Genomic DNA, 20,121 nt, shown 5'->3' with positions numbered 1-20,121 from the left:
AGGGAGTAGGGAGTAGGGAGTAGGATGGTCTCGGCGTCGTTTCAATCCTTCACTACTCACTACTCACTACTCACTACTCCCTACTCACCATTGCCTAACGCCTTCTCGGCTTCTGCCACCCAGTGTCCAGCAATCCAAGCCGGCCGAGTTCCCGGTCCACGGCCCGCGTCACGTCCTTGCGCTGCGCGCCGACATCGCGCAGTTGGCGATCCGAAAGGTCCTCCACGTCCTGGCGCGGCAGGTTGATGGCGACTTTCGCCTGGCGAAGCCAGTCCGTTACGGCATGCAACCAGTTCGAGCGAGCTGCTGGCGAGTTCAAAACGAAGATGGACATGATGCGCTCCGTGTTCCGCCGGATATCAAATCCGGCTTGATGGTGTTTCGATGGATGCATCATGCCGCATTGAAATCCATAAGAGAAACGAGTAGTTCTTTTCGGACCGTCAAGTTTTATTTGAGGATACGGTGATGTCCCGTCTGTTGCCCGGAACGCGCGCGCTGAGGACTCTGGAAGCCGCCGCCCGCCACCTCAATTTCACCCGCGCTGCCGACGAGCTCGGGCTGACGCCGGCGGCGGTCAGCCACCAGATCAAGGAAATCGAGGATCAGCTCGGGCTGGTGCTGTTCACGCGAACCAGTCGTACCATCCGGTTGACCGAGGCAGGTACGGTGCTGTTCGAGGCCTCGATCGATGCGCTCGACCTGCTCAACCGGGCGGTGTCGCGGGCGCGCAAGCTGACGCGCGGCACGGCATTGCTGAAGGTGACGCTCGACGCGCAGTTCGCGTCAAAATGGCTGATGCGGCGCGTCGACGATTTTCGCAAACTTCAGCCCAGTATCGAGCTGAGGTTCGACATCGGCTACGAAGTGCGCGATTTCGAACTCGACGACGTCGATGTCGGCATCCGGTTCGGGGTTGGCAAGTATCCGGGGCTTCGCGCCCATCGCCTGTTCGACAACATCCTCATTCCGGTGTGCAGCCCGAGCCTGCTGACCTCCGGCCCGCCGCTGCGCGAACCGCGCGACCTCTTCAACCACACGCTGGCCCATATCGAATGGTCGCGCCAAGGCGTGACATGGCCGAACTGGCGCATGTGGATGGCGGCGGCCGGCATCAACGATTTCGACGACAGCCGGACTATCGTGTTTGGAACCTCTACCGATGCCGTGCAGGCGGCGCTCGACGGCAATGCCGTGGCGCTCGCCGAGTTCGCCATGGTGGCAAACGACCTTTCCCAGGGAAGGCTGGTGCAGCCCTTTGAACTCGGTCTGCGCGTGGGGCCGGAGTTCGGCTACTTCCTGGTCTATCCCGAGAGCACTGCCAACGATCCGCGCATCATCGCTTTCCGTGAATGGATCCTCGACGAAGTCGCCAGGACGCAGACCTGACGACTTCTGCAGGCCTCAGCCGGCGACCGGCGTCCCGAACCAGCCGATCACCGCGCCGATGATCAACAGCACGCCGAGCCAGTGGCCGCCGTCGATCAGGGTCAGGTCCCAGCCGAAATTCTCATAGCGATGGTTGGCCGTCAGCGTCGTGGCGACGAAACCCAGCCAGAGGACGAAGCCGAAGACCAGCCCTGCGACAAGGACCGGCTCGCCGCCCGTCATCGCGCCGACGACCAAGGCCAAGACCAGCGCCATGATCAGCTCGGCGATGAAGGAGATGATGAAGGGCAATATTGATTTCTTTGACGTTGACGGATCGATCCTGGCCGCCCTCATCCAAGGCTTGCTGAGGACCGTGTACCAGACCGCGCCAAACAGCCACGCCGCGACGGCCGCGACAACCACCGCCAGCCAGTTCACCACTGAAAAATCCATAAAGCCCTCCCCTCAAGCATGCCGCCCAAAGCCTGACGGTTCTGGGATAACGACATGCGTATTCTTCAAATCAATGCGCGATGGAACGCCTGTTCGGCAATGCCGTCAAGCGAAGCGCCACACCGTGGTGCGCTTGACCAGGGCGTCCTCCAGCGCCCGCGTCACCGCCACTTCGTAGACGGCGAGCGGCTCCAGTCCCGCCTTCGGCATGTAGGAGCGGCCCGGATCGCCGACGAGGATGTCAGCGCCGCGCGCCTTCAGTGTCGAAAACCACGGCATCAGCGTGTCGGCGAAGGATTTGTCGTAGAAGACGTCGCCGGCCAGCACCACGTCCCAGCCGGCGTCGGTGCCGATGCAGTCCGTGCCGCAAAAGTCGATGGCAACGCCATTGGCCTCTGCGTTGAGGCGGACCGCCGTTTCGCAGAACGGGTCGATGTCGGCGGCGATCACGTGCGCCGCACCCGCCTTGGCGGCGGCGATGGCGACAAGGCCGGAGCCGGAGGCGAAGTCGAGCACGCGTTTGCCCCGCACATCCGACGGATTGTCCAGCACGTAACGGGCAAGGCCCTGACCGCCGGCCCAGGCAAAGGCCCAGAACGGCGGCGGCAGGCCGATTTCAATCAGCTCGTTCTCCGTGCGCTGCCAGAGGTCATGCGCTTCGTCGGCAAGATTGAGGACAATCTCCGGCACATGCGGCGGCGACATAAGCGCCGTGTTGTCGAGAATGAACTTTTTCGCGCTGTTCGGCGTGAGGACCGTCACGGAGCCGGCGTCAGGCCGCCCATGCGGCAGACTTCCTTCCATTCGGCCGGCGTCACCGGCTGTACGGAAAGCCGTCCAAGCCGCACCAGCGCCATCTCGGCAAGCTTCGGATTGGCCTTGACCTGTTCCAGCGTCGGCGGGTTCGGCACGTCCTTGAAGGCGCGGATGTCGACGCATTCCCAGCGCGGATCGTCGGTGGTGGTATCCTGATGGGCAAGCGCGCAGACCTCGGCAATGCCGACGACGTTCAGCCCCTCATTGGAGTGATAGAAGAAGCCGAGATCGCCGATCTGCATCGCCTTCATGTTGTTGCGCGCTGCATAGTTGCGCACGCCGTCCCACTGCGTGCCGGCCTTGCCCTTGGCCTTCAGCGCCTCGAAGGAGAAGACCGAAGGTTCGGATTTGAACAGCCAGTAGTTCATGTCTTTGCTCCAACTACTATTTTTGCGCAATTCCGGACGGAAAACCGTTACACACTTTTCCTGGGATCACTCGAGGCGCCGCCGGAACTAACTAGCCGCCGGCTTGTTGAAGGTCCAGTTCCACTGGCGGATTTCGACACTTTCGAACAGCCCGGCCTTGGCATAGGGGTCGGCAGCCGACAGCGCCTGCGCACCGGCGAGGTCGGGCGCTTCCACGACGACGAGGCTGCCATTGGGCTTGCCCTCGGCGTCCAGGAACGGGCCGGCAAAGGCCAGTTTGTTGTCGGCGTTCAGGCGTTCGAGAAAGGCGACGTGGACCGGCCGCGTATCGACCCGCACCTGCAGGCTGCCCGGCTTGTCCTTGCAAATCAACGCAAACAGCATGTTAAACTCCGGTTTGTTTGGGGATTAGAGGTCGGTTTCGGTTTTCAGGGGTCGCGTCATCAGCGCGGACACAGCTTGCCGAATGGTGATCGTGCCGTCCAGTATCGCCGACACCGCAGCGATGATCGGCGCGTCGATGTGGCGCTCGGTGGCGATGCGGGCGGCGATCGCCGCCGTCGGCACGCCTTCGGCGAGTGGCAGTCCCGACAAGGGCTTACCTTGCCCCAGCGCCAGCCCATAGGCGAAATTGCGCGACTGGGCGGAAGAGCAGGTGAGCAAAAGGTCGCCGAGGCCGGAAAGCCCCATCAGCGTCTCCGGCTTGGCGCCGAAGGACGCGCCGATGCGGCGCAGTTCGACGAAGCCGCGCGTCACCATGGCGGCCTGCGCGCTGGCGCCGAGCCCGGCGCCGGTGACGGCGCCAGCGGCAATGGCGAAGACATTCTTCAAAGCGCCGCCAATCTCGACGCCGATCAAATCGTCGCTGGAATAGCAGCGCAGATTCTGCGCCGAAAAGCGCGCGGCAAGCTCGGCCGCCAAGGCGTCGTCGCGTGCAGCAACCACGACAGCGGTCGGCAGACCCCTGGCGACGTCGGCGGCAAAGCTCGGACCGGACAGGGCCGAAACCGGAGTTTCGGGCAGAATCTCACCAACGATCGCCGACAGCAGCGCGCCGGTGTCGCGCTCGATACCCTTGGCGCAGAGAACCAGCGGGATGCCTTTCGGCATATGGGGCTTTGCCGTCGTCAGCATGGCGCGCAGCGCCTGTGCCGGTGCCACGGCCAGCGCGCAATCGGCATCAGTCAGGGCAGTGCCGATATCGCTGGTCGCCGCAATGCCTGTTTCAATGGCGATGCCGGGGAGATAACGCGGGTTCTCGCCGCGGCGGATCGCGGAAACCGTCTCTTCGTCGCGGGCGTAGAGCCGCACATCGTGACCGGAGCGCAGCATCGCCAGCGCCAGCGCCGTGCCCCAGGCGCCGCCGCCAAGCACGGCGACGCGCCAGCCGGTCTTGTCCCTGCCGCTTGTCTTGCTGGCGCTCATGCTTTCGCTCCACGCCGGCCGGAGCCGACCATCGGTGCCGAAATGCTGTCCAGCGGCCAGCGCGAACGCGGCACGAAATCGAAGCCGTTCTCTTGCGACAGGCCTGCCCGCAACCGCTCGATCCCGGCCCAGGCGATCATCGCCGCGTTGTCGGTGCACAGTTTGAGCGGCGGCGCGACAAAGGCGAAGCCGGCCTCGGCGCACTGCTTCTGCAGCGTCGCCTTGATCGCTCTGTTGGCGGCGACTCCACCGGCAACGACCAGCGCCGGCTCGGCCTTGTCCGGAAATTCGTCGCGGAAGCGGGCCAGCGCGCGGGCCACGCGGTCGCCAAGTGAGTCGGCTACCGCCGCCTGGAACGAGGCGCAGATGTCGGCGACATCCTGCTCGCTTAGCGGCTGGATGGCGGTCGCCGCCTGGCGCACCGCGGTCTTGAGGCCGGAGAAGGAGAAATCGGGCTGCGCAGATCCTTTCATCGGCCGTGGAAAGGCAAATCGCGTCGCATCGCCCGAGATTGCCGCCTTTTCGACATTCGGGCCGCCGGGATAGGGCAGGCCGAGCATTTTGGCCGTCTTGTCGAAAGCTTCGCCGAGCGCGTCGTCGATGGTCGTCGCCCAGCGTTGGTAGTCGCCGACGTCGCGCACGGCGACGATCTGGGTGTGGCCACCGGAGACCAGCAGCAGCAGATAGGGAAAATCGAGCCCGTCGGTCAGCCTTGCGGTCAGTGCGTGGCCTTCGAGATGGTTGATGGCGATCAGCGGCTTGCCGGCGGCCGCTGCAATCGCCTTGGCTGTCATCAGGCCGACGATCAGCCCGCCGACTAGGCCGGGGCCGGCAGTGGCGGCAATGGCGTCGATGTCGGCCAGGGCTACGCCCGAATCCGCAAGAGCGGCCTCGACAATGCCGTCCAGCGCCTCGACATGGGCACGCGCGGCGATCTCCGGCACGACGCCGCCGAAGGCGGCGTGCTCCTCGATCTGGCTGAGCACGATGTTGGACGCAATCACCGGCACGGAATCGCCGTCCAGCGTCACCACGCTGGCGGCGGTCTCGTCGCAACTCGTCTCAATGCCCAGAACGCGGATCAATTCGTCGCTGTCTCCAGAGATTGTGTCGCCGGACTTTCCTAGTTAGTAGAGGCGGGCCTCGCTAGGGAGAGCGCCGGAAACGCAAAGCCAGCCGGGGGTTATCACGGACCGCGCGCCATGCAAACTTTGAAAATAGGAACACGCGGCAGCCCGCTGGCGCTCGCCCAGGCGCATGAGACGCAGGCGCGGCTGATGGAAGCGCATGGCATGCCGGCAGAAGCCTTCGAGGTCGTCGTCATTTCGACCAGCGGCGACCGCATCCAGGACCGGCCGCTGTCGGAAGCCGGCGGCAAGGGGCTGTTCACCAAGGAAATCGAAGACGCGCTGCTGGCCGGCACGATCGATATCGCCGTGCATTCCTCCAAGGACATGCCGACAGTGCTGCCGGTCGGGCTGGAGCTGTCCGCCTTCCTGCCGCGCGAGGATGCGCGGGACGCCTTCATCGGCAAGGCGGTGAAGCGCATTGTTGATTTGCCGCAAGGCGCCAAGGTCGGGTCGTCTTCGCTCAGGCGCCAGGCGCTGATCCGGCGCATGCGGCCGGACCTAGACGTGGTCATGTTCCGCGGCAATGTGCAGACCAGGCTGCGCAAGCTGGAGGAAGGCGTCGCCGAAGGCACGATCCTCGCTTTTGCCGGGCTGAAGCGGCTGGGGCTCGGCCAGGTCGTCACCGATCTGATGCCGCTCGATGCTTTTCCGCCGGCGCCGGGACAAGGCGCAATCGGCATCGAAACCCGCATCGGCGACAGCGAGGTCGAAAAGATGCTGGTGGCCATCCATGATGTGCCGACAGGCCAGGCGCTGGCCTGTGAGCGCGCCTTCCTGGCGGCGCTCGATGGCTCCTGCCGCACGCCGATCGCCGGCTATGCGACGATATCGGGCGGCAGGCTGGTTTTCGCCGGGCTGATCATTTCGCCCGATGGCACGCAATCGCATGAGGTCAAGGCCGAAGGCTTGGCGCTGGATGCCGCTGACATCGGCACGGACGCGGCCAGGATGGTGCGGGTCAAAGCGGGCGAAACCTTCTTCGACGGCTGGGTCTGATATGCGTGTCCTGGTGACGCGGCCGCAACCTGGGGCGTCGCGAACCATGCGGCGGCTGCAGGAATTGGGATTTGAGCCGCTCCTTCTGCCGCTGACCGAAACGGTGACACTGCGGGTTGGCGCCGATGCTGCGAGCGACAATGCCGTGGCCGTCGCTGTGACCAGCGCAAATGCGGTGCGGCATGCGCCGAAAGAACTCATTCGTGCGCTCGCCGCCTTGCCTTGCCATGCCGTCGGACGCAGGACGGCTGAAGCGGCACGTTCGACAGGGTTCTTGTCGGTCAGTGAAGGGGCGGGCGACGCCGAGCGGCTGGCCGAGGCGATTGCTGCCGGCCTTTCCGGCAAGGCGGTCGTCTATCTCACAGGGCGCGTGCGGTTTCCGGCATTCGAGGCGCGGCTGCGAAAGGCCGGCGTCGAGGTCCGCACCGTCGAAACCTACGACACGATTTCGCTCGATTATTCCGATGCTGAAATCCGTACACGCCTGTCCGATCAGGCGGTCGACGCGGTGCTGCTCTATTCAGCCAAGGCGGCGGCAGCGTTGCAGGCCTTGGCCAGCCGGGCGGAACTGCGCGATCTCTTTGAAAACATGCAGGCTTTTGCGCTCTCCGAGCGCGTGGCAGCGGCGTTTGACAATGCCGCCGGCAAAAAAATACGCATTGCGCGGGAACCGCAGGAGGAGGCGCTGCTTGAGCTGTTGCACCGCGGCGACTGAGCGCCGTGTCATCACGCCGCCCCTTTTCACCTGATGATGATGTGCTAGACCATTTTTCAAACCATCACGCGCCGTCGGGCGCCCAGACGAAGCAGGATTGCGGAGCCCAGGCATGGTCAAGACGCCGAAGATGCGACATTCGAAAAGCCGCCGCGAGCCGGTGACCATCGAACTCGAACCCGGCGCTGTCTCGCGCATTGCCGATGCGGATGCCGCCAAGACGGATGTCGCCAACTCGGACGACGTCGAGGCCCCGGCAGGGTCGGTTGCGGCTGAGGATGCCGCTGCCATGGCCAATGCGCAGCCGGAGACGCCTGACGAGCCCGTTCATGCCGATCAGGCCGATCTCGAGCCGTGGGAGCACTCCGATGCCGCGGCGCAGGCCGCTCCCGAAAGCGCCGATGCCAAGGCGTCCACCCAGGCGGAGCAGCCTTACCCCACCGCTTCGGATGCGCCACCGCGCGCCAGAACCTCCGACTACAGTTTCGAGGATGCCTCGCCCAAGCCGGGTGCACCCAAGGAAACCCCAAGGACAGCCGGGAACCAGCCCATGGCCGCGCAACCGAAGCGCACGAACGGCATTGCCGCCGGCATCATCGGCGGTGTCATCGCGCTGGCTGCCGCCGGCGGGCTGCAGTTTGCCGGCGTGCTTGGCGCTCCGGGCTCAGGGGCGGGCACGGTCTCGCTCGACGGCGTCAATGGCGAGATCGCTTCGCTGAAGCGCGAAATGGCCGACCTCAGGGAAGCCAGCGGCAATGGCGCCGCAACGGCCAAGGTCGACGGGCTGTCTTCGGCGCTGGATCTGGTCAAGGCCGATGTCGCATCGCTGAAATCGGCGGTCGAAAGGGGCGGCGCCGGCGACAATGCCGGGCTTGCCTCGCTTGGCGACAAGGTCAAGCAGATCGAGACCGCTGTCGCCGCCCTTGGCCAGGCCGGTGGTGCAGCGCCCGTCGATCTCGCGCCGCTCAATGAAAGACTGGCGGGCCTCGACGCACTGGTGAAATCGGCCGGTGAGGCAGCCAAGACGCAGGAAGGCAAGATCGCCGCGCTGGAGCAGTCGGTGACGCAGCTCGCCGGCAAGGTCGATGCGCAGGCCTCGCAGCCAAAGATCGCGATGGCCATCGCCGCTTCGGCCTTGAAGGCGGCGCTTGACCGCGGCGCGCCGTTCGCCGCCGAGTTGGAGACCTTCGCGGCGATCTCGCCCGATGCACCGCAGATTGCAGCGCTGCGCCCCTACGCTGAAAAGGGCGTCCCGACCCGCACCGAGATCGCCGGCGAGGCCGACGCCGCGGCCAATGCGATGGTCGCGGCGGCGACGCCGGTCGATGAAAATGCCGGCTTCTTCCAGAACCTTTTGTCGAGCGCCGAATCGCTGGTCAAGGTCCGGCCGATCGGCGCCGTCGAAGGCGCCGGCGCGCCGGAAACCGTGGCGCGCATCGAAGTGGCGGTCAATCAGGGCGACTACGCCAAGGCGCTCAGCGAATACGCAACGCTGCCGGATGCGGTCAAGGCTGCCGGCGCCGACTTTGCCGGCAAACTGAAGGCGCGCATCGACGTCGAGACGCAGGTCGACGCGCTGATTGCAGGTGCGATGAAGGCATGAGGACGACACGATGATCCGCATTCTCATCTTTCTCGCCGCCGTCTTCGCCCTCGGTCTGGGCTTTGCCTGGCTGGCCGATCGTCCCGGCGAGATGGTCGTTACCTTCAACGGTTACCAATACCAGGTCAGCCTGATGGTGGCGGCGGTGGCGATCGTTGCCGTCGTCGCAGCGGTGATGATCGTCTGGTGGCTGATCAAGTCGCTGTGGAACAGCCCATACACGATCTCGCGCTATTTCCGCGTGCGCCGCCGCGACCGCGGCTACCAGGCGCTGTCGACCGGCATGATCGCAGCCGGCGCCGGCGACGGCGCGCTGGCCCGCAAGAAGTCCAAGGAAGCCGCCAAACTGATCCGCTCCGACCAGGAGCCGCTGATCCAGCTGCTCGAAGCGCAAGCCTCGCTGCTCGAAGGCGACCATGAGGGCGCGCGCGAAAAATTCGAGGCCATGCTCGACGACCCCGAAATGCGGCTGCTTGGCCTGCGCGGGCTCTATCTCGAAGCCGAACGGCTCGGCGACCGCAACGCGGCGCGTCACTATGCCGGCCGCGCCGCTTCCGTCGCGCCGCAACTGGCTTGGGCCGCCGAATCGACGCTGGAGGATCTGACCGGACGCGGCGACTGGGACGGCGCGCTGAAGCTGGTGGAGGCGCAGAAGTCGACCAGGCAGATCGAACGCGACGCCGCCAATCGCCGCCGCGCTGTGCTGTTGACCGCCAAGGCGCAGGCGCTGACCGACAGCGACCCCAATGCAGCCAAGACAGCGGCACTCGAGGCCAACAAGCTCGCGCCCGATTTCGCGCCGGCCGCGGTTGCAGCCGCCAATCTTCTGTTCAAACAGAACGATGTGCGCAAAGGCTCGAAGATCCTTGAGGCAGCCTGGAAGGCGGAGCCGCATCCCGAGATCGCCGAGCTCTACACCCATGCAAGGCCGGGAGATGCCGTGGTCGATCGTCTCAACCGGGCGAAGAAGCTGCAGGAGCTGAAGCGCAACAATGCCGAATCGTCGATGACGGTGGCGCGCGCCGCGCTCGATGCGCAGGATTTTTCCACCGCCCGCCGCGAGGCGGAAGCGGCGATCCGCATGGATCGCCGGGAAGGCGCTTACCTGCTGCTGGCCGATATCGAGGAGGCAGAGACCGGCGACCAGGGCAAGATCAGGCAATTGCTGTCCAAGGCGGTCAGGGCGCCGCGCGATCCGGCCTGGGTCGCCGACGGCGTCGTCTCCGAACGCTGGGCGCCGGTATCGCCGGTCAGCGGCAAGCTCGACGCTTTCGCCTGGCGCGCACCGATGGAGCGGCTGGGCCAGCTCATCGACAGCCATGAAGACGAAGCCGATGTGCCGGTGCTTGCGGCACCTGCCAAACCGGCAAAGGAAGCCGAAGTGATCGATCATCCCGCCATCGCCAGGACGAGCAGCGAGGCGCCGATCGAGCCGAAGCCCGCTGTGGGCGATGACCAGGTCACGCCGGTCACCGCCGCCGCTTTCGCCGCAATACCAAACGACGCCGAACCCGTCGAACCTGCCGAGGAACTGGCGCGGCTGCCCGACGACCCCGGCGTCGACCCCGATGACGAAGCGGAGAAGTCACCGCGCCGCTTCCGCCTGTTTTGATCCCTGAAGCATGATCCCAAAAAGTGGATACCGGTTTTTGGAAAAGATCATGCTCCAATAATGTGAAGTGAGCACCATGTTCGAACGCGTCCTGGCCTTTCTGAAAGACCTGCCCTCCGGGGCTGGGGCTCGCGCCAATGCGGACGATCCGCGCGTTGCGGCGTCGGCTTTGCTCTATCATGTGATGAATGCCGACGGCGTGCGCCAGGATGTCGAGTGGGAGCGGTTCAAGCAGGTGCTGGCGCAGAGCTATTCGATCAGCGGCGACGAGCTCGATGCACTGGCTGCCGCCGGCGAGCGCGCCGACAATGAGGCGATCGACCTCTATGCCTTCACCAGCGTCTTGAAGCGCCATCTCGACGCCGAGGCGCGCAAGGCTTTCATCGGCCTGATGTGGGAAATCGTCTATGCCGACGGCGAACTGCATGAACTGGAGGACAACACCGTCTGGCGCGTTGCCGAACTGATCGGCGTCGAGCGCCAGGATCGCGTCGAGGCGCGCCGCAAGGCGGCGGCCGCCGCGCCCGGCGCCAGCGGAACGTCGAGCGACGAATAGGATTCCGCCTTTCCATGCCGCCCAGACCGAGCTCGAAACCAAAAATCCTGATCGTGCTGCATCAGGAGACTTCGAGCCCCGGCCGGGTTGGCCACATGCTGCTCGAGGAAGGTTTCGACCTCGACATCCGCCGGCCGCCTCTCGGCGACAGCCTGCCGGAGACGCTGGAGGGACACGCCGGCGCCGTGGTGTTCGGCGGGCCGATGAGCGCCAATGACGAAGATGAGTTCGTCCGCCGCGAGACCAACTGGCTCAATGTTCCGCTAAAGGAGAACCGGCCCTTCCTCGGCATCTGCCTTGGCGCGCAGATGCTGGCCAATCATCTCGGCGGCAAGGTCGAGGGGCATGGCGAGGGGCTGGTCGAGATCGGCTGGTATCCGCTGAAGCCGACCGAAGCCGGCAAAAAGCTGCTGCCCTGGCCCGACATGGTTTACCAGTTTCACCGCGAAGGCTTTTCGCTGCCCAGGGATGCGACGCTGCTGGCCACGGCGGAAACCTACCCCAACCAGGCTTTTCGCTATGGCGACAATGCTTGGGGCATCCAGTTCCATGGCGAACTGACCCGGTTGATGATGCAGCGCTGGGTGGTGCGCGGCGCACACCGTTTCGAATTGCCCGGCGCGCAGCCCGGCCGCGACCATCTCGGCGGCCGGCTGATCTGGGATATGCACCTCAAGCGCTGGCTGAGCGAATTTTTGAGCCTGATCTTCGGCAAGCCTACTGAGGGATAGAGCAAAATCCAACTACTCTGAACGGCCGAGCTTGCCCAAAGACGACTTACCTCTGGGAGGCGTGTACGATGGATCCGGGACCTTAGCCCGTTCCCGCAGATTTGGATTGCGCCCCAAACACTCCGATGGATCGAAAAACTCCGTGGCGCATTTAAGCTTCGGCTAATAACGGCCCCAGGAGAGAACCAATGAAGAAGACGCTGCTCATTTTGAGCCTACTCATTCCGCTCGCGGCATGCTCCCGCACCGAACAAGGCGCTGCCGTCGGTGGTTTGGGTGGCGCAGCTGTAGGCGCAGCAGTGGCCGGCGACCCGGTAAAAGGGGCGGTTGTTGGCGGGGCGGTCGGAGCGCTGGCCGGGGCGGTCATCGGGCACGCCAGCGAAGCCGGCCAGTGCAGATATCGCGGTCGGAACGGTCGAGTTTACGTTGCTCAGTGCCCGGACGGCTACTGATCTCAAAGGCGCGTGATCTCTTTCGATCACGCGTCTTTTCGGGGTAGGATAACTGAATGGCATATAACAGCAAAAGACTGCTGGCTTTCTGGTTAGCCGTTGTCAGCGCTGTCGCGATAAACGCCGAACTTTCGACCGCGGCCTTGGCCGCACCTGTAGAAGCGAAGACGATTGCCGATCACTTCTCATCGGTAAAGTCCATGTCCGGGGACTTTGTCCAGTCGGGCCCAAGAGCGGAAAGGACCAAAGGGAAATTTTTCCTCCAGCGGCCGGGCAAGATCCGGTTCAACTATGCAGGCCAATCAGGGGTCAGCGTAATTGCAGATGGAAAATCCTTGGTGGTCTATAACAAGAAGCTCAAGACATCGCGGCTTTATGCTCTCTCGAAGACGCCGCTCAAGCTGCTCCTCGACAATCAGGTCAACTTTTCCGGCAATCGCCTCAAAAGTATCAGGGACGATGGCGCCCAGGTGATCATCAGGCTGGCCGACAAGTCGGCCTTCGGCAATTCGAATATCACTATGGTGTTTGACAGGGAATCGCTCGATCTACGCAGATGGACCCTGACTGACGAGAGGGGCCTTACCTCGACAGTCACCATATCCAACGTGAAGCAGGGCGTTCGCGCTCCTGCGGGCACCTTCACTATCGACTATGCCGCAAACCGTGAATTCAACACCAAAACGAAATAGTCGGCAGCGCCACGAACTGCCCGTGTAACACTACTCGGCGGCCGTCTCGGACGGCACCTCTGCCGGTGCCGAAGGCTCGGCCTCGGCATGCGGATTGCGCCGTGAGAACAGCGACCTGAGCGTGACGTAGAACACCGGCGTCAGGAACAGGCCGACGAAGGTGACGCCGAGCATGCCGGAGAACACCGCGGTGCCGAGCGACTGGCGCATTTCGGCGCCCGGGCCCGTCGCGATCATCAGCGGCACGACGCCGAGGATGAACGAGAAGGCGGTCATCAGGATCGGCCGCAGCCTGAGCCGGCAGGCTTCGACGGCAGCCTCGGCGGCCGACAGGCCGCGTTCCTGCGCCTGCCGCGCGAATTCGACGATGAGGATCGCGTTCTTGGCGGCAAGTCCGATCAGCACGATGAGGCCGATCTGCACGAGGATGTTGTTGTCCAGCCCTCGGAACGACACGCCGAGCAACGCTGCGAGCACGCCGAGCGGCACCACCAGCACGATGGCGAACGGCAGCACCCAGCTTTCATATTGCGCCGCCAGCGCCAGGAACACGAACAGCACCGACAGTCCGAAGATATAGACAGCGGCATTGCCGGTGTTGCGCTCCTGATAGGCGAGTTCGGTCCATTCGTAGGAGGTACCGGCCGGCAACGTCTGTGCCGTGATTGCTTCCATCTTGGCAAGCGCATCGCCGGTGGAAACACCGGGCGCGGCGTTGCCCTGCAGCGGCACGGAGACGTACATGTTGTAGCGCTGGACCAGCGCCGGGCCGGTGACGTCGCGGATCTCGATCAACGTGCCCAGCGGAACCAGCGCGCCGGTCGCCGAGCGCACCTTCAGTTTCAAGATGTCGGCGCGATCGAGGCGGAACGCCTGGTCGGCCTGCGCGCGCACCTGGTAGACGCGCCCGAAAGCGTTGAAGTCGTTGACGTAGGCGGTGCCCAGATTGATCGACAGCGTCTCGAAGATGTTGGGGATCGGCACGTTCAGGATGCGCGCCTTGTCGCGATCGATCGCCAGGAAGAATTGCGGGCTGGACGCGGAGAAGGTGGTGAACACGCCGGTCAGCCCCGCCGTCTTGTTGGCCTTGCCGGCAATTTCATAGGCAAGCGCCAGGATCTGCCGCATGTCGGCGCTGTTGCGCTCCTGGATCTGCAGCTTGAAGCCGCCGGCATTGCCGACGCCGCGGATCGGCGGCGGCGGCAGTGCGATAATGAAGGCTTCCTTGATGCTTTGCAGGCTGCCGAACAAATTGCCGATGACCTGGGTCGCGGACTGGCCGGCTTCCAGTCGCTCGTCAAACGGCTTGAACCTGGCGAAGATCACGCCCGCGTTGCTGGCATTGGTAAAGGTGGCACCGGAGAAGCCGGCGAAGGCGACCGCGTAGTCGACGCCCGGCGTTTTCTGGATGATCTGCGACGCCTGCTGGATGACGGCATCGGTCCGCGATAGCGAGGCGCCGTCCGGCAACTGGACGACGACGATCGCATAGCCCTGGTCGAGCGACGGAATGAAACCGCGCGGCACCGTCTGAACCATATAGACCGTGGCGTAGATGAGGGCCGCGAAAACGGCCAGCGTGGCGGCGATCGCTATCCGCGAGCCGACCAACACGCGCACGATGCTCGAATACCAATGGGCGACCTTGTCGAAGCCGCGATTGAAGCCGTCGGCGAGCGCCCGTCCGAACCGCGCCAGGAAAAAGCGCGGCGGCGCCGCAGCAGTGTGGTGCGGCTTGAACAGCAGCGCGGCCAAGGCCGGCGAGAGCGTCAGCGAATTGAATGCCGAGATCGCCGTCGACACCGCGATGGTGATCGCAAACTGCAGGTAGAACTGCCCGGAAATGCCGGGGATGAAGGCTGTCGGTACGAACACGGCTATCAGCACCAGCGAGATCGCGATGACCGCCGTTCCGACTTCGTCCATGGTCAGATGCGACGCCGGATTGGGCGCCAGCCCGCTGGCGATATTTCGCTCGACGTTCTCGACCACGACGATCGCATCGTCGACGACGATGCCGATGGCCAGCACGAGGCCGAACAGCGTCAGCATGTTGAGGGAGAAGCCGGCGGCGTAAAGCACCGCCAGCGTGCCGATCAGCGACACGGGGATCGCCACGATCGGCACGATCGCCATGCGCCACGATTGCAGGAAGACGATGATGACGATGATGACCAGAACCATCGCCTCGAGGATCGTCTTGTAGACCTCCTGGATCGACTCGGCGACGAACTCGGTCGGATTGTAGACGATGTCGTAGCTCAATCCCTTCGGGAAGTCCTGGGAAAGCTCCTTCATCTTGTCCTGGATCTCCGCGGCTGCGGCGAGCGCATTGGTGCCTGGCCGCTGGAAGATGGCGAGCGCCACCGCCGGTTTGCCGTTGAGATAGGAGTTGGTGACGTAATCCTTGGCGCCGAGCTCGATGCGCGCCACGTCCTGCAGCTGGATCAGGCGGCCGTCTTCGGCCGATTTGACGATCACGTATCGGAAGTCCCGTGCGTCGTTGAAGCGGCCTTGCGTGGTGACCGTGTACTGGAACGCCGTGCCGGTATTGGTCGGCGGCGCGCCGATGGAGCCGCCCGACACCTGGACGTTCTGGTCGCGCAGCGCCTGCACCACATCGCCCGAGGTCATCCCCAGGGCGGACAGTTTTTCCGGATCGAGCCAGATGCGCAGCGAATATTCGCGTTCGCCAAAGATGATGAGGTCGCCGACGCCGTCCAACCTGAGCAGTATGTCGCGCACCCGCGAGCGGGCGTAGTTCGAGACGTAGAGCTGGTCGTAGGTATTGTCGGGCGACAGCATGTGCACGACCATCATCAGGTCGGGCGAGCTCTTGATGGTGGTGATGCCGAGGCGGCGGACTTCTTCGGGCAGGCGCGGCTCGGCGACCGAGACGCGGTTCTGCACCAGCACCTGCGCCTGGTCGAGATCGGTGCCCAGCTTGAAGGTGATGGTCAGCGCCATCGCTCCGTCGCCCGACGAATAGGACGACATGTAAAGCATGCCCTCGACGCCGTTGATCTCCTGCTCGATCGGCGTTGCCACCGTCGCTGCCACTGTCTCGGCGTCGGCGCCCGGGTACTGGGCGCGAACGACGATGGTCGGCGGCGCGATCTCGGGATATTGCGCGATCGGCAGCTGGGTATAGGCAATCCCGCCGAGGATCAGGAGGACGATCGAAACCACCGATGCGAAGATCGGACGGTCGACGAAGAAATGGGCGAACCTCATTGCTGCAACCCGGCGGTCTCGACCTTGGGCGGCAACGTCACCATCTCGACTTTCACCTTGGTGCCGGGCCTGGCGTGCATCAGCCCGTTGACGATGATCGTCTCGTCGCCGGTCAGGCCCGCGCGGATCACCCGGTAGCCGTCGAGAAGCGGGCCGGTGCGCACGGGCTTCGCCGACACCATCCCTGCCTCATCCACCAGGTACACGATGCGGCGATCCTGATCGGCGCCGACCGCCTCGTCGGGCACCAGGACGCCGCTATGCGGCAGCGACCCCGGCACGTTGATGCGCCCGAACATGCCTGGCTGGAGAACGCCGTCGGCGTTGGCAAACCTTGCACGCACCCGCATGGTGCCGGTCGCGTTGTCGATCCGGTTCTCGGCAAAATCGAGCTTGCCCTTGAATACCGCCTCCGCGCGGTCAGCGACGCGAACCACCACCTCGAGCCCGCCGGCGCCTTCCTGCATGCTGCCGCCGCGCTCCTTCGCGTCGCGGGCGTAGCTGAAATACAGGCGCTCATCGACGTCGAAATAGAAGTCGATCGGATCGCGCGTGACGATGGTCGTCAGCAAGGTGGAATCCGGCTGCACGAGGTTGCCGACCGACACCAGCCGGCGGTCGATGCGGCCGGACAAGGGCGCCTTGATCTCGGTGAACTCCAGGTTCAGGTTGGCCGTCGTCAGCGCAGCCGTCGCGCCTTGCATCTGCGCCTGCGCCGAAAGGTATTCCCGCCGACGGTCGTCGACCGTCGCGGCCGAGATATTGCCGGTCTTGGCGAGTTCATCGGCGCGATCCAGCTGCATCTTGGAGAATTCGAGCAGGGACTTGGCGACGTCTACTTGCGACTTGGCGGCATCGTAGGCCGCCTGGTACGGACGCTGGTCGATGGTGAAGAGCAGGTCGCCCTTGTTGACCAGTGCGCCGTCCTGGAAGCTGATCTTGTCCAGATAGCCGCTGACGCGCGAACGGATGGCGACCTCGTCGACGGCTTCGAAGCGCCCGACGAACTCGTCGTCTTCGACGATTTCACGCACCACCGGCTTGGCCGCCGTCACCACCGGCAATTGCTGGTCCTGCGCAAACGCGTTGCTGCTGAAAGCCATGCCGAGCAGGAATGCCACTGGGACGGCGGAGCGGGCCAGCCAGCCGACCGATCGGCTGGGTCGCCCGCTTGCGTCGCGATGCGATTGCCGATTCCCTGAAGTGTCCATTTGCGCCCCGCTAGCTGGACCCGGAGGTCGGGTGGTTCTCTTCTATATTTAAGGTTTCTCGTCGAGACCAGAGCACTGCAGTATTGTGCATGGCAACATAATCATTTTCCATATGGACTGAAATGTCCACCCTGTGGCTGCCCCGCCATCTGGCTAGTTCGCCCAGAACCGGCCCATCCGCTTCCGGCCCATCTCAGCCGTCATCGGCGCAAGCTGATTTGGACCGAGCGCCGGATCCTGCGGCTTACTCGATCAGTTGCGGCTGTTGAGATGCCGCACCCTTCGCAGTTGCGGAAACAGCACCGCCCACAGTCCGGCGACGGCAATCGCACCGACGCCGCCGATCACCACCGCCGGCACGGTGCCGATCAGCGCCGCCATGGTGCCGGCGCGGAACTCGCCGACTTCGTTGGAGGCGCCGACGAAGACCTGGTTGACGGCGTTGACGCGGCCGCGCACCTCGTCGGGTGTCCACAGCTGGATCAGCGTCTCCCTGATATAGACGCTGAACATGTCGGTGGCGCCGAGGCCGGCAAGGGCCAGGATCGACAGCCAGGTGATGGTCGAGACGCCGAACAGCACGGTGAAGGCGCCGAACCCGGCGACGAAGCCGAGCATGATCTTGCCGGCACTGTCGCGCAGCGGATGCCCGGCAAGCCAGACCGCGACACAGATGGCGCCGATGCCGGGCGCCGAGCGCAGCAGGCCGAGGCCCCACGGGCCGAGTTCCAGAATATCGCGGGCATAGACCGGCAGCAGCGCCGAGGCACCGGACAGAAGCACGGCGAAGAGGTCGAGCGAGATGGCGCCGAGCACGATCTTCTCGCTCCAGATGTATCGGAAGCCGGCAAACAGCGTCTCCATGGTCGGCTTGTCGGTGGCGCTCTGCTGGGCCGGTTTCGGAATGGTGAAGATCAGCAGACCGGCCACCAGCATCAGCACGGAGGCAACGGCGTAAGCGGCTTCGGCCGAGACGCCATAGAGCAGGCCGCCGGCGACCGGGCCGACAATGGTCGCCGTTTGCCAGGCGGACGAGTTCCAGGCGATCGCATTGCCGAAATCTTCCGGCGGAACAAGGTTGGCGAACAGCGACGACGAGGCCGGCCCATAAAAAGCGCGCGCCAGGCCGAACATAGCCAGCACGATGAAGATCGGCAGCGGGCTGACGAGACCGCGCAGCGTGAAGTACAACAGGACAAGCGCACAACCTGCCTCGACTACCGTCGCCAGCGCCATGATCAGGCGGCGGCCGAAACGGTCGGCGACAACGCCGGTGACCAGCACCAGCAGCAGCGACGGCAGGAACTGGACGATGCCGACAATGCCGAGATCGAAGGGATCGCGCGTCAGATCATAGATCTGCCAGCCGACGGCGACGGACACGATCATGGTGGCGAAGGTGGTCAGGAAACGCGCCGCCCAATAGCTCAGGAAGGAGCGATGGCGGAAGGCGGCGTAACGCCGGTCAGGCGGTGTATGGGAATGGGATGTCATGGATACAGGCCCCGTTGCTTGCATTGGCCGGCGGGGCACTTCCCGGAAATGGGCGCTGTTCCGGCCAATGAAACTTATCAAAGTTCGGGGCGCGTATGCGTGAAAATCGAGCCTGGATCAAGCGGTTTTCAAGCCGCTCGCCCGATTGCACGCGGACGTTACTGCCTCAGCGCGGCGGTGATGGCGTCGAGGCCGCCCTGTAATTCCGCCTCTTTCGGCCAGCCGAAACCGACGCGGAAGAAGCGCTTGGGCATATCGAACCAGTGGCCGGGACCGACATAGGTGCCGTGGTTTTCCAAGAGATTGACGTAGAAACGGTCGAGGTCGAAGTCTGGACTGACATTGAGCCTTGGAAATCCGACGACGCCGCCTTGTGGCCGCACCCAGTCGACCAGCGGCTCGCGGTCGATCCAATCTTGCACGATGTCGCGGCGTTTCGACATCTCGGGCAGCAGCGCGCCCAAGAAAGCGTCGCGGCGCCCCAGCATGCCGCGCGCAATGCCTTCGTCGATGACGCTGCCGCAAATGCCGATCTGCTCCTTGGCGGCGAGGAAGCGCTCCTGCAGTTCGGCATTGCTGGTGATCAGCCAGCCAATGCGGATGCCGGGAATGCCGAAGGCTTTCGACAGCGACGAGACGCTGATCGCTTTGGGGCTGAGAGAAGCCGCCGCCGGCAGGCGCTGTCCATAGGAGAGGTCGCGATAGGTCTCGTCGACCAGCAGATGGCAGCCGCTCGCTTCGGCCAGCGCAATCAGCGCGTCGAGATCGGCCCGGCCCATCATCGTGCCGGTCGGGTTGTGCGGGCAGGTGACGCTGATCAGCTTGGTGTTCGGTTGCATGCTGGCGGCGACGCGGCCGAAATCGATGGCAAAGCCTGCGTCGAAATCGAGATCGACATAGGAGATGGCGCAGCCGATCGCCTTGGGGGTCTCGATGTTGGTGGCGTAGTTCGGCCGGACGACGACAAGGTGGTCGCGCTCCGACAGAAGCGAGGTCGAAATGATGAAGAGCGCGCCCGCCGCACCGGCGGTCACCAGAACATCGTCAGGCGAAATGCCGGAATCCTGCGCCGCGATCAGCGCCCGCAACTCCTTGTCGCCGCGATGCTCGCCGTAGAACAGCGTGAGATCCGGCAGCGACAGGCCGACGTCGGAGAGTTTCTGATCGGCGATCGAGCTTTCGGAGAGATTGAACCGAATGCGATCGTAGCCGTATTCCTCCGGCGCCTCTTTCTCGATCACCATTCTGGCGTAGTTCATCGC

At 64.3% G+C, this 20,121-nt stretch carries 20 protein-coding genes; 9 read left to right on the top strand and 11 right to left on the bottom strand.

The features are described 5' to 3' along the window. Window positions 1-94 precede the first annotated feature (94 nt). A complete protein-coding gene (locus ACYG9V_RS03380; protein WP_023698382.1) occupies window positions 95-397 on the bottom strand; it encodes a hypothetical protein in 303 nt (100 codons plus the stop codon). A gap of 71 nt (window positions 398-468) precedes the next feature. Here ACYG9V_RS03380 and gcvA point away from each other — a divergent pair, with 71 nt between their 5' ends. Further along, the gene (gene gcvA, locus ACYG9V_RS03375; RefSeq protein ID WP_023683901.1) at window positions 469-1,389 is read left to right on the top strand and encodes a transcriptional regulator GcvA; all 921 of its coding nucleotides are present in this window, start codon (window positions 469-471) and stop codon (window positions 1,387-1,389) included. 15 nt (window positions 1,390-1,404) lie between these two features. On the opposite strand, the gene ACYG9V_RS03370 is transcribed toward gcvA, so the two are convergent. The 6 genes from ACYG9V_RS03370 to tsaD all read right to left on the bottom strand — a co-directional run bounded on the left by ACYG9V_RS03370 (window position 1,405) and on the right by tsaD (window position 5,515). Next, a complete protein-coding gene (locus ACYG9V_RS03370) occupies window positions 1,405-1,824 on the bottom strand; it encodes a DUF1761 domain-containing protein (protein WP_023694478.1) in 420 nt (139 codons plus the stop codon). A gap of 105 nt (window positions 1,825-1,929) precedes the next feature. Continuing rightward, the gene (locus tag ACYG9V_RS03365) at window positions 1,930-2,628 is read right to left on the bottom strand and encodes a class I SAM-dependent methyltransferase (protein ID WP_023670488.1); all 699 of its coding nucleotides are present in this window, start codon (window positions 2,626-2,628) and stop codon (window positions 1,930-1,932) included. After that, window positions 2,583-3,008 (bottom strand): EVE domain-containing protein, encoded by a 426-nt coding sequence (locus ACYG9V_RS03360; protein WP_023670487.1) that lies wholly within the window; start codon window positions 3,006-3,008, stop codon window positions 2,583-2,585. The genes ACYG9V_RS03365 and ACYG9V_RS03360 overlap by 46 nt, the downstream gene beginning before the upstream one ends. A gap of 87 nt (window positions 3,009-3,095) precedes the next feature. After that, window positions 3,096-3,392 carry a YciI-like protein gene (locus tag ACYG9V_RS03355; RefSeq protein ID WP_023687732.1) on the bottom strand — a complete coding sequence of 99 codons (297 nt, stop codon included), beginning with the start codon at window positions 3,390-3,392 and terminating at the stop codon, window positions 3,096-3,098. A 24-nt stretch (window positions 3,393-3,416) separates the two neighbouring features. Further along, a complete protein-coding gene (locus ACYG9V_RS03350) occupies window positions 3,417-4,433 on the bottom strand; it encodes an NAD(P)H-dependent glycerol-3-phosphate dehydrogenase (protein ID WP_023702383.1) in 1,017 nt (338 codons plus the stop codon). Next, a complete protein-coding gene (gene tsaD / locus ACYG9V_RS03345) occupies window positions 4,430-5,515 on the bottom strand; it encodes a tRNA (adenosine(37)-N6)-threonylcarbamoyltransferase complex transferase subunit TsaD (protein WP_196814835.1) in 1,086 nt (361 codons plus the stop codon). Before tsaD ends, ACYG9V_RS03350 begins: the two co-directional genes overlap by 4 nt. A 120-nt stretch (window positions 5,516-5,635) precedes the next feature. On the opposite strand from tsaD, the gene hemC reads away from it, so the two are divergent. The 8 genes from hemC to ACYG9V_RS03305 all read left to right on the top strand — a co-directional run bounded on the left by hemC (window position 5,636) and on the right by ACYG9V_RS03305 (window position 12,920). Next, a complete protein-coding gene (hemC, locus tag ACYG9V_RS03340; RefSeq protein ID WP_352765896.1) occupies window positions 5,636-6,559 on the top strand; it encodes a hydroxymethylbilane synthase in 924 nt (307 codons plus the stop codon). 1 nt (window position 6,560) lies between these two features. After that, window positions 6,561-7,274 carry a uroporphyrinogen-III synthase gene (locus ACYG9V_RS03335; RefSeq protein ID WP_023687736.1) on the top strand — a complete coding sequence of 238 codons (714 nt, stop codon included), beginning with the start codon at window positions 6,561-6,563 and terminating at the stop codon, window positions 7,272-7,274. Window positions 7,275-7,386: 112 nt separating this feature from the next. Further along, a complete protein-coding gene (locus ACYG9V_RS03330; RefSeq protein WP_352765897.1) occupies window positions 7,387-8,877 on the top strand; it encodes a COG4223 family protein in 1,491 nt (496 codons plus the stop codon). 10 nt (window positions 8,878-8,887) lie between these two features. Further along, window positions 8,888-10,489 (top strand): heme biosynthesis protein HemY, encoded by a 1,602-nt coding sequence (locus ACYG9V_RS03325; protein ID WP_352765898.1) that lies wholly within the window; start codon window positions 8,888-8,890, stop codon window positions 10,487-10,489. A 76-nt stretch (window positions 10,490-10,565) separates the two neighbouring features. After that, the gene (locus tag ACYG9V_RS03320; protein WP_023702389.1) at window positions 10,566-11,045 is read left to right on the top strand and encodes a tellurite resistance TerB family protein; all 480 of its coding nucleotides are present in this window, start codon (window positions 10,566-10,568) and stop codon (window positions 11,043-11,045) included. Window positions 11,046-11,059: 14 nt separating this feature from the next. Next, complete coding sequence (locus ACYG9V_RS03315) at window positions 11,060-11,776, top strand: glutamine amidotransferase (RefSeq protein ID WP_023834670.1); 717 nt, start codon at window positions 11,060-11,062, stop codon at window positions 11,774-11,776. Between the two features lie 188 nt (window positions 11,777-11,964). Next, window positions 11,965-12,228: a YMGG-like glycine zipper-containing protein gene (locus ACYG9V_RS03310; protein ID WP_023670477.1), complete on the top strand. Its 264-nt coding sequence runs from the start codon at window positions 11,965-11,967 to the stop codon at window positions 12,226-12,228. A 56-nt stretch (window positions 12,229-12,284) separates the two neighbouring features. Beyond that, window positions 12,285-12,920, top strand: a complete 636-nt coding sequence (locus tag ACYG9V_RS03305; protein ID WP_023698393.1) for a LolA family protein — start codon at window positions 12,285-12,287, stop codon at window positions 12,918-12,920. A 30-nt stretch (window positions 12,921-12,950) separates the two neighbouring features. On the opposite strand, the gene ACYG9V_RS03300 is transcribed toward ACYG9V_RS03305, so the two are convergent. The 4 genes from ACYG9V_RS03300 to ACYG9V_RS03285 all read right to left on the bottom strand — a co-directional run bounded on the left by ACYG9V_RS03300 (window position 12,951) and on the right by ACYG9V_RS03285 (window position 20,118). Beyond that, on the bottom strand, window positions 12,951-16,154 hold the full coding sequence (locus tag ACYG9V_RS03300; protein WP_023815310.1) for an efflux RND transporter permease subunit: 3,204 nt from the start codon (window positions 16,152-16,154) through the stop codon (window positions 12,951-12,953). Next, a complete protein-coding gene (locus ACYG9V_RS03295; RefSeq protein WP_023687741.1) occupies window positions 16,151-17,257 on the bottom strand; it encodes an efflux RND transporter periplasmic adaptor subunit in 1,107 nt (368 codons plus the stop codon). Before ACYG9V_RS03295 ends, ACYG9V_RS03300 begins: the two co-directional genes overlap by 4 nt. A 360-nt stretch (window positions 17,258-17,617) precedes the next feature. After that, complete coding sequence (locus ACYG9V_RS03290) at window positions 17,618-18,859, bottom strand: MFS transporter (protein WP_023670472.1); 1,242 nt, start codon at window positions 18,857-18,859, stop codon at window positions 17,618-17,620. Between the two features lie 158 nt (window positions 18,860-19,017). Continuing rightward, entirely contained in the window at window positions 19,018-20,118 is a 1,101-nt protein-coding gene (locus tag ACYG9V_RS03285) for a pyridoxal phosphate-dependent aminotransferase (RefSeq protein WP_352765900.1), read from the bottom strand. Between the last annotated feature and the right edge of the window lie 3 nt (window positions 20,119-20,121).

The organism is Mesorhizobium sp. W016 (assembly GCF_054719485.1).
This window is presented reverse-complemented; position numbering and strand designations above follow the sequence as displayed.

What these genes read in the sequence shown, in the direction of transcription:
- ACYG9V_RS03380 (WP_023698382.1), bottom strand. Translation starts at nt 397, where the DNA reads ATGATGCATCCATCGAAACACCATCAAGCCGGATTTGATATCCGGCGG.
- gcvA (WP_023683901.1), top strand. Translation starts at nt 469, where the DNA reads ATGTCCCGTCTGTTGCCCGGAACGCGCGCGCTGAGGACTCTGGAAGCC.
- ACYG9V_RS03370 (WP_023694478.1), bottom strand. Translation starts at nt 1,824, where the DNA reads ATGGATTTTTCAGTGGTGAACTGGCTGGCGGTGGTTGTCGCGGCCGTC.
- ACYG9V_RS03365 (WP_023670488.1), bottom strand. Translation starts at nt 2,628, where the DNA reads ATGGAAGGAAGTCTGCCGCATGGGCGGCCTGACGCCGGCTCCGTGACG.
- ACYG9V_RS03360 (WP_023670487.1), bottom strand. Translation starts at nt 3,008, where the DNA reads ATGAACTACTGGCTGTTCAAATCCGAACCTTCGGTCTTCTCCTTCGAG.
- ACYG9V_RS03355 (WP_023687732.1), bottom strand. Translation starts at nt 3,392, where the DNA reads ATGCTGTTTGCGTTGATTTGCAAGGACAAGCCGGGCAGCCTGCAGGTG.
- ACYG9V_RS03350 (WP_023702383.1), bottom strand. Translation starts at nt 4,433, where the DNA reads ATGAGCGCCAGCAAGACAAGCGGCAGGGACAAGACCGGCTGGCGCGTC.
- hemC (WP_352765896.1), top strand. Translation starts at nt 5,636, where the DNA reads ATGCAAACTTTGAAAATAGGAACACGCGGCAGCCCGCTGGCGCTCGCC.
- ACYG9V_RS03335 (WP_023687736.1), top strand. Translation starts at nt 6,561, where the DNA reads ATGCGTGTCCTGGTGACGCGGCCGCAACCTGGGGCGTCGCGAACCATG.
- ACYG9V_RS03330 (WP_352765897.1), top strand. Translation starts at nt 7,387, where the DNA reads ATGGTCAAGACGCCGAAGATGCGACATTCGAAAAGCCGCCGCGAGCCG.
- ACYG9V_RS03325 (WP_352765898.1), top strand. Translation starts at nt 8,888, where the DNA reads ATGATCCGCATTCTCATCTTTCTCGCCGCCGTCTTCGCCCTCGGTCTG.
- ACYG9V_RS03320 (WP_023702389.1), top strand. Translation starts at nt 10,566, where the DNA reads ATGTTCGAACGCGTCCTGGCCTTTCTGAAAGACCTGCCCTCCGGGGCT.
- ACYG9V_RS03315 (WP_023834670.1), top strand. Translation starts at nt 11,060, where the DNA reads ATGCCGCCCAGACCGAGCTCGAAACCAAAAATCCTGATCGTGCTGCAT.
- ACYG9V_RS03310 (WP_023670477.1), top strand. Translation starts at nt 11,965, where the DNA reads ATGAAGAAGACGCTGCTCATTTTGAGCCTACTCATTCCGCTCGCGGCA.
- ACYG9V_RS03305 (WP_023698393.1), top strand. Translation starts at nt 12,285, where the DNA reads ATGGCATATAACAGCAAAAGACTGCTGGCTTTCTGGTTAGCCGTTGTC.
- ACYG9V_RS03300 (WP_023815310.1), bottom strand. Translation starts at nt 16,154, where the DNA reads ATGAGGTTCGCCCATTTCTTCGTCGACCGTCCGATCTTCGCATCGGTG.
- ACYG9V_RS03295 (WP_023687741.1), bottom strand. Translation starts at nt 17,257, where the DNA reads ATGGCTTTCAGCAGCAACGCGTTTGCGCAGGACCAGCAATTGCCGGTG.
- ACYG9V_RS03290 (WP_023670472.1), bottom strand. Translation starts at nt 18,859, where the DNA reads ATGACATCCCATTCCCATACACCGCCTGACCGGCGTTACGCCGCCTTC.
- ACYG9V_RS03285 (WP_352765900.1), bottom strand. Translation starts at nt 20,118, where the DNA reads ATGAACTACGCCAGAATGGTGATCGAGAAAGAGGCGCCGGAGGAATAC.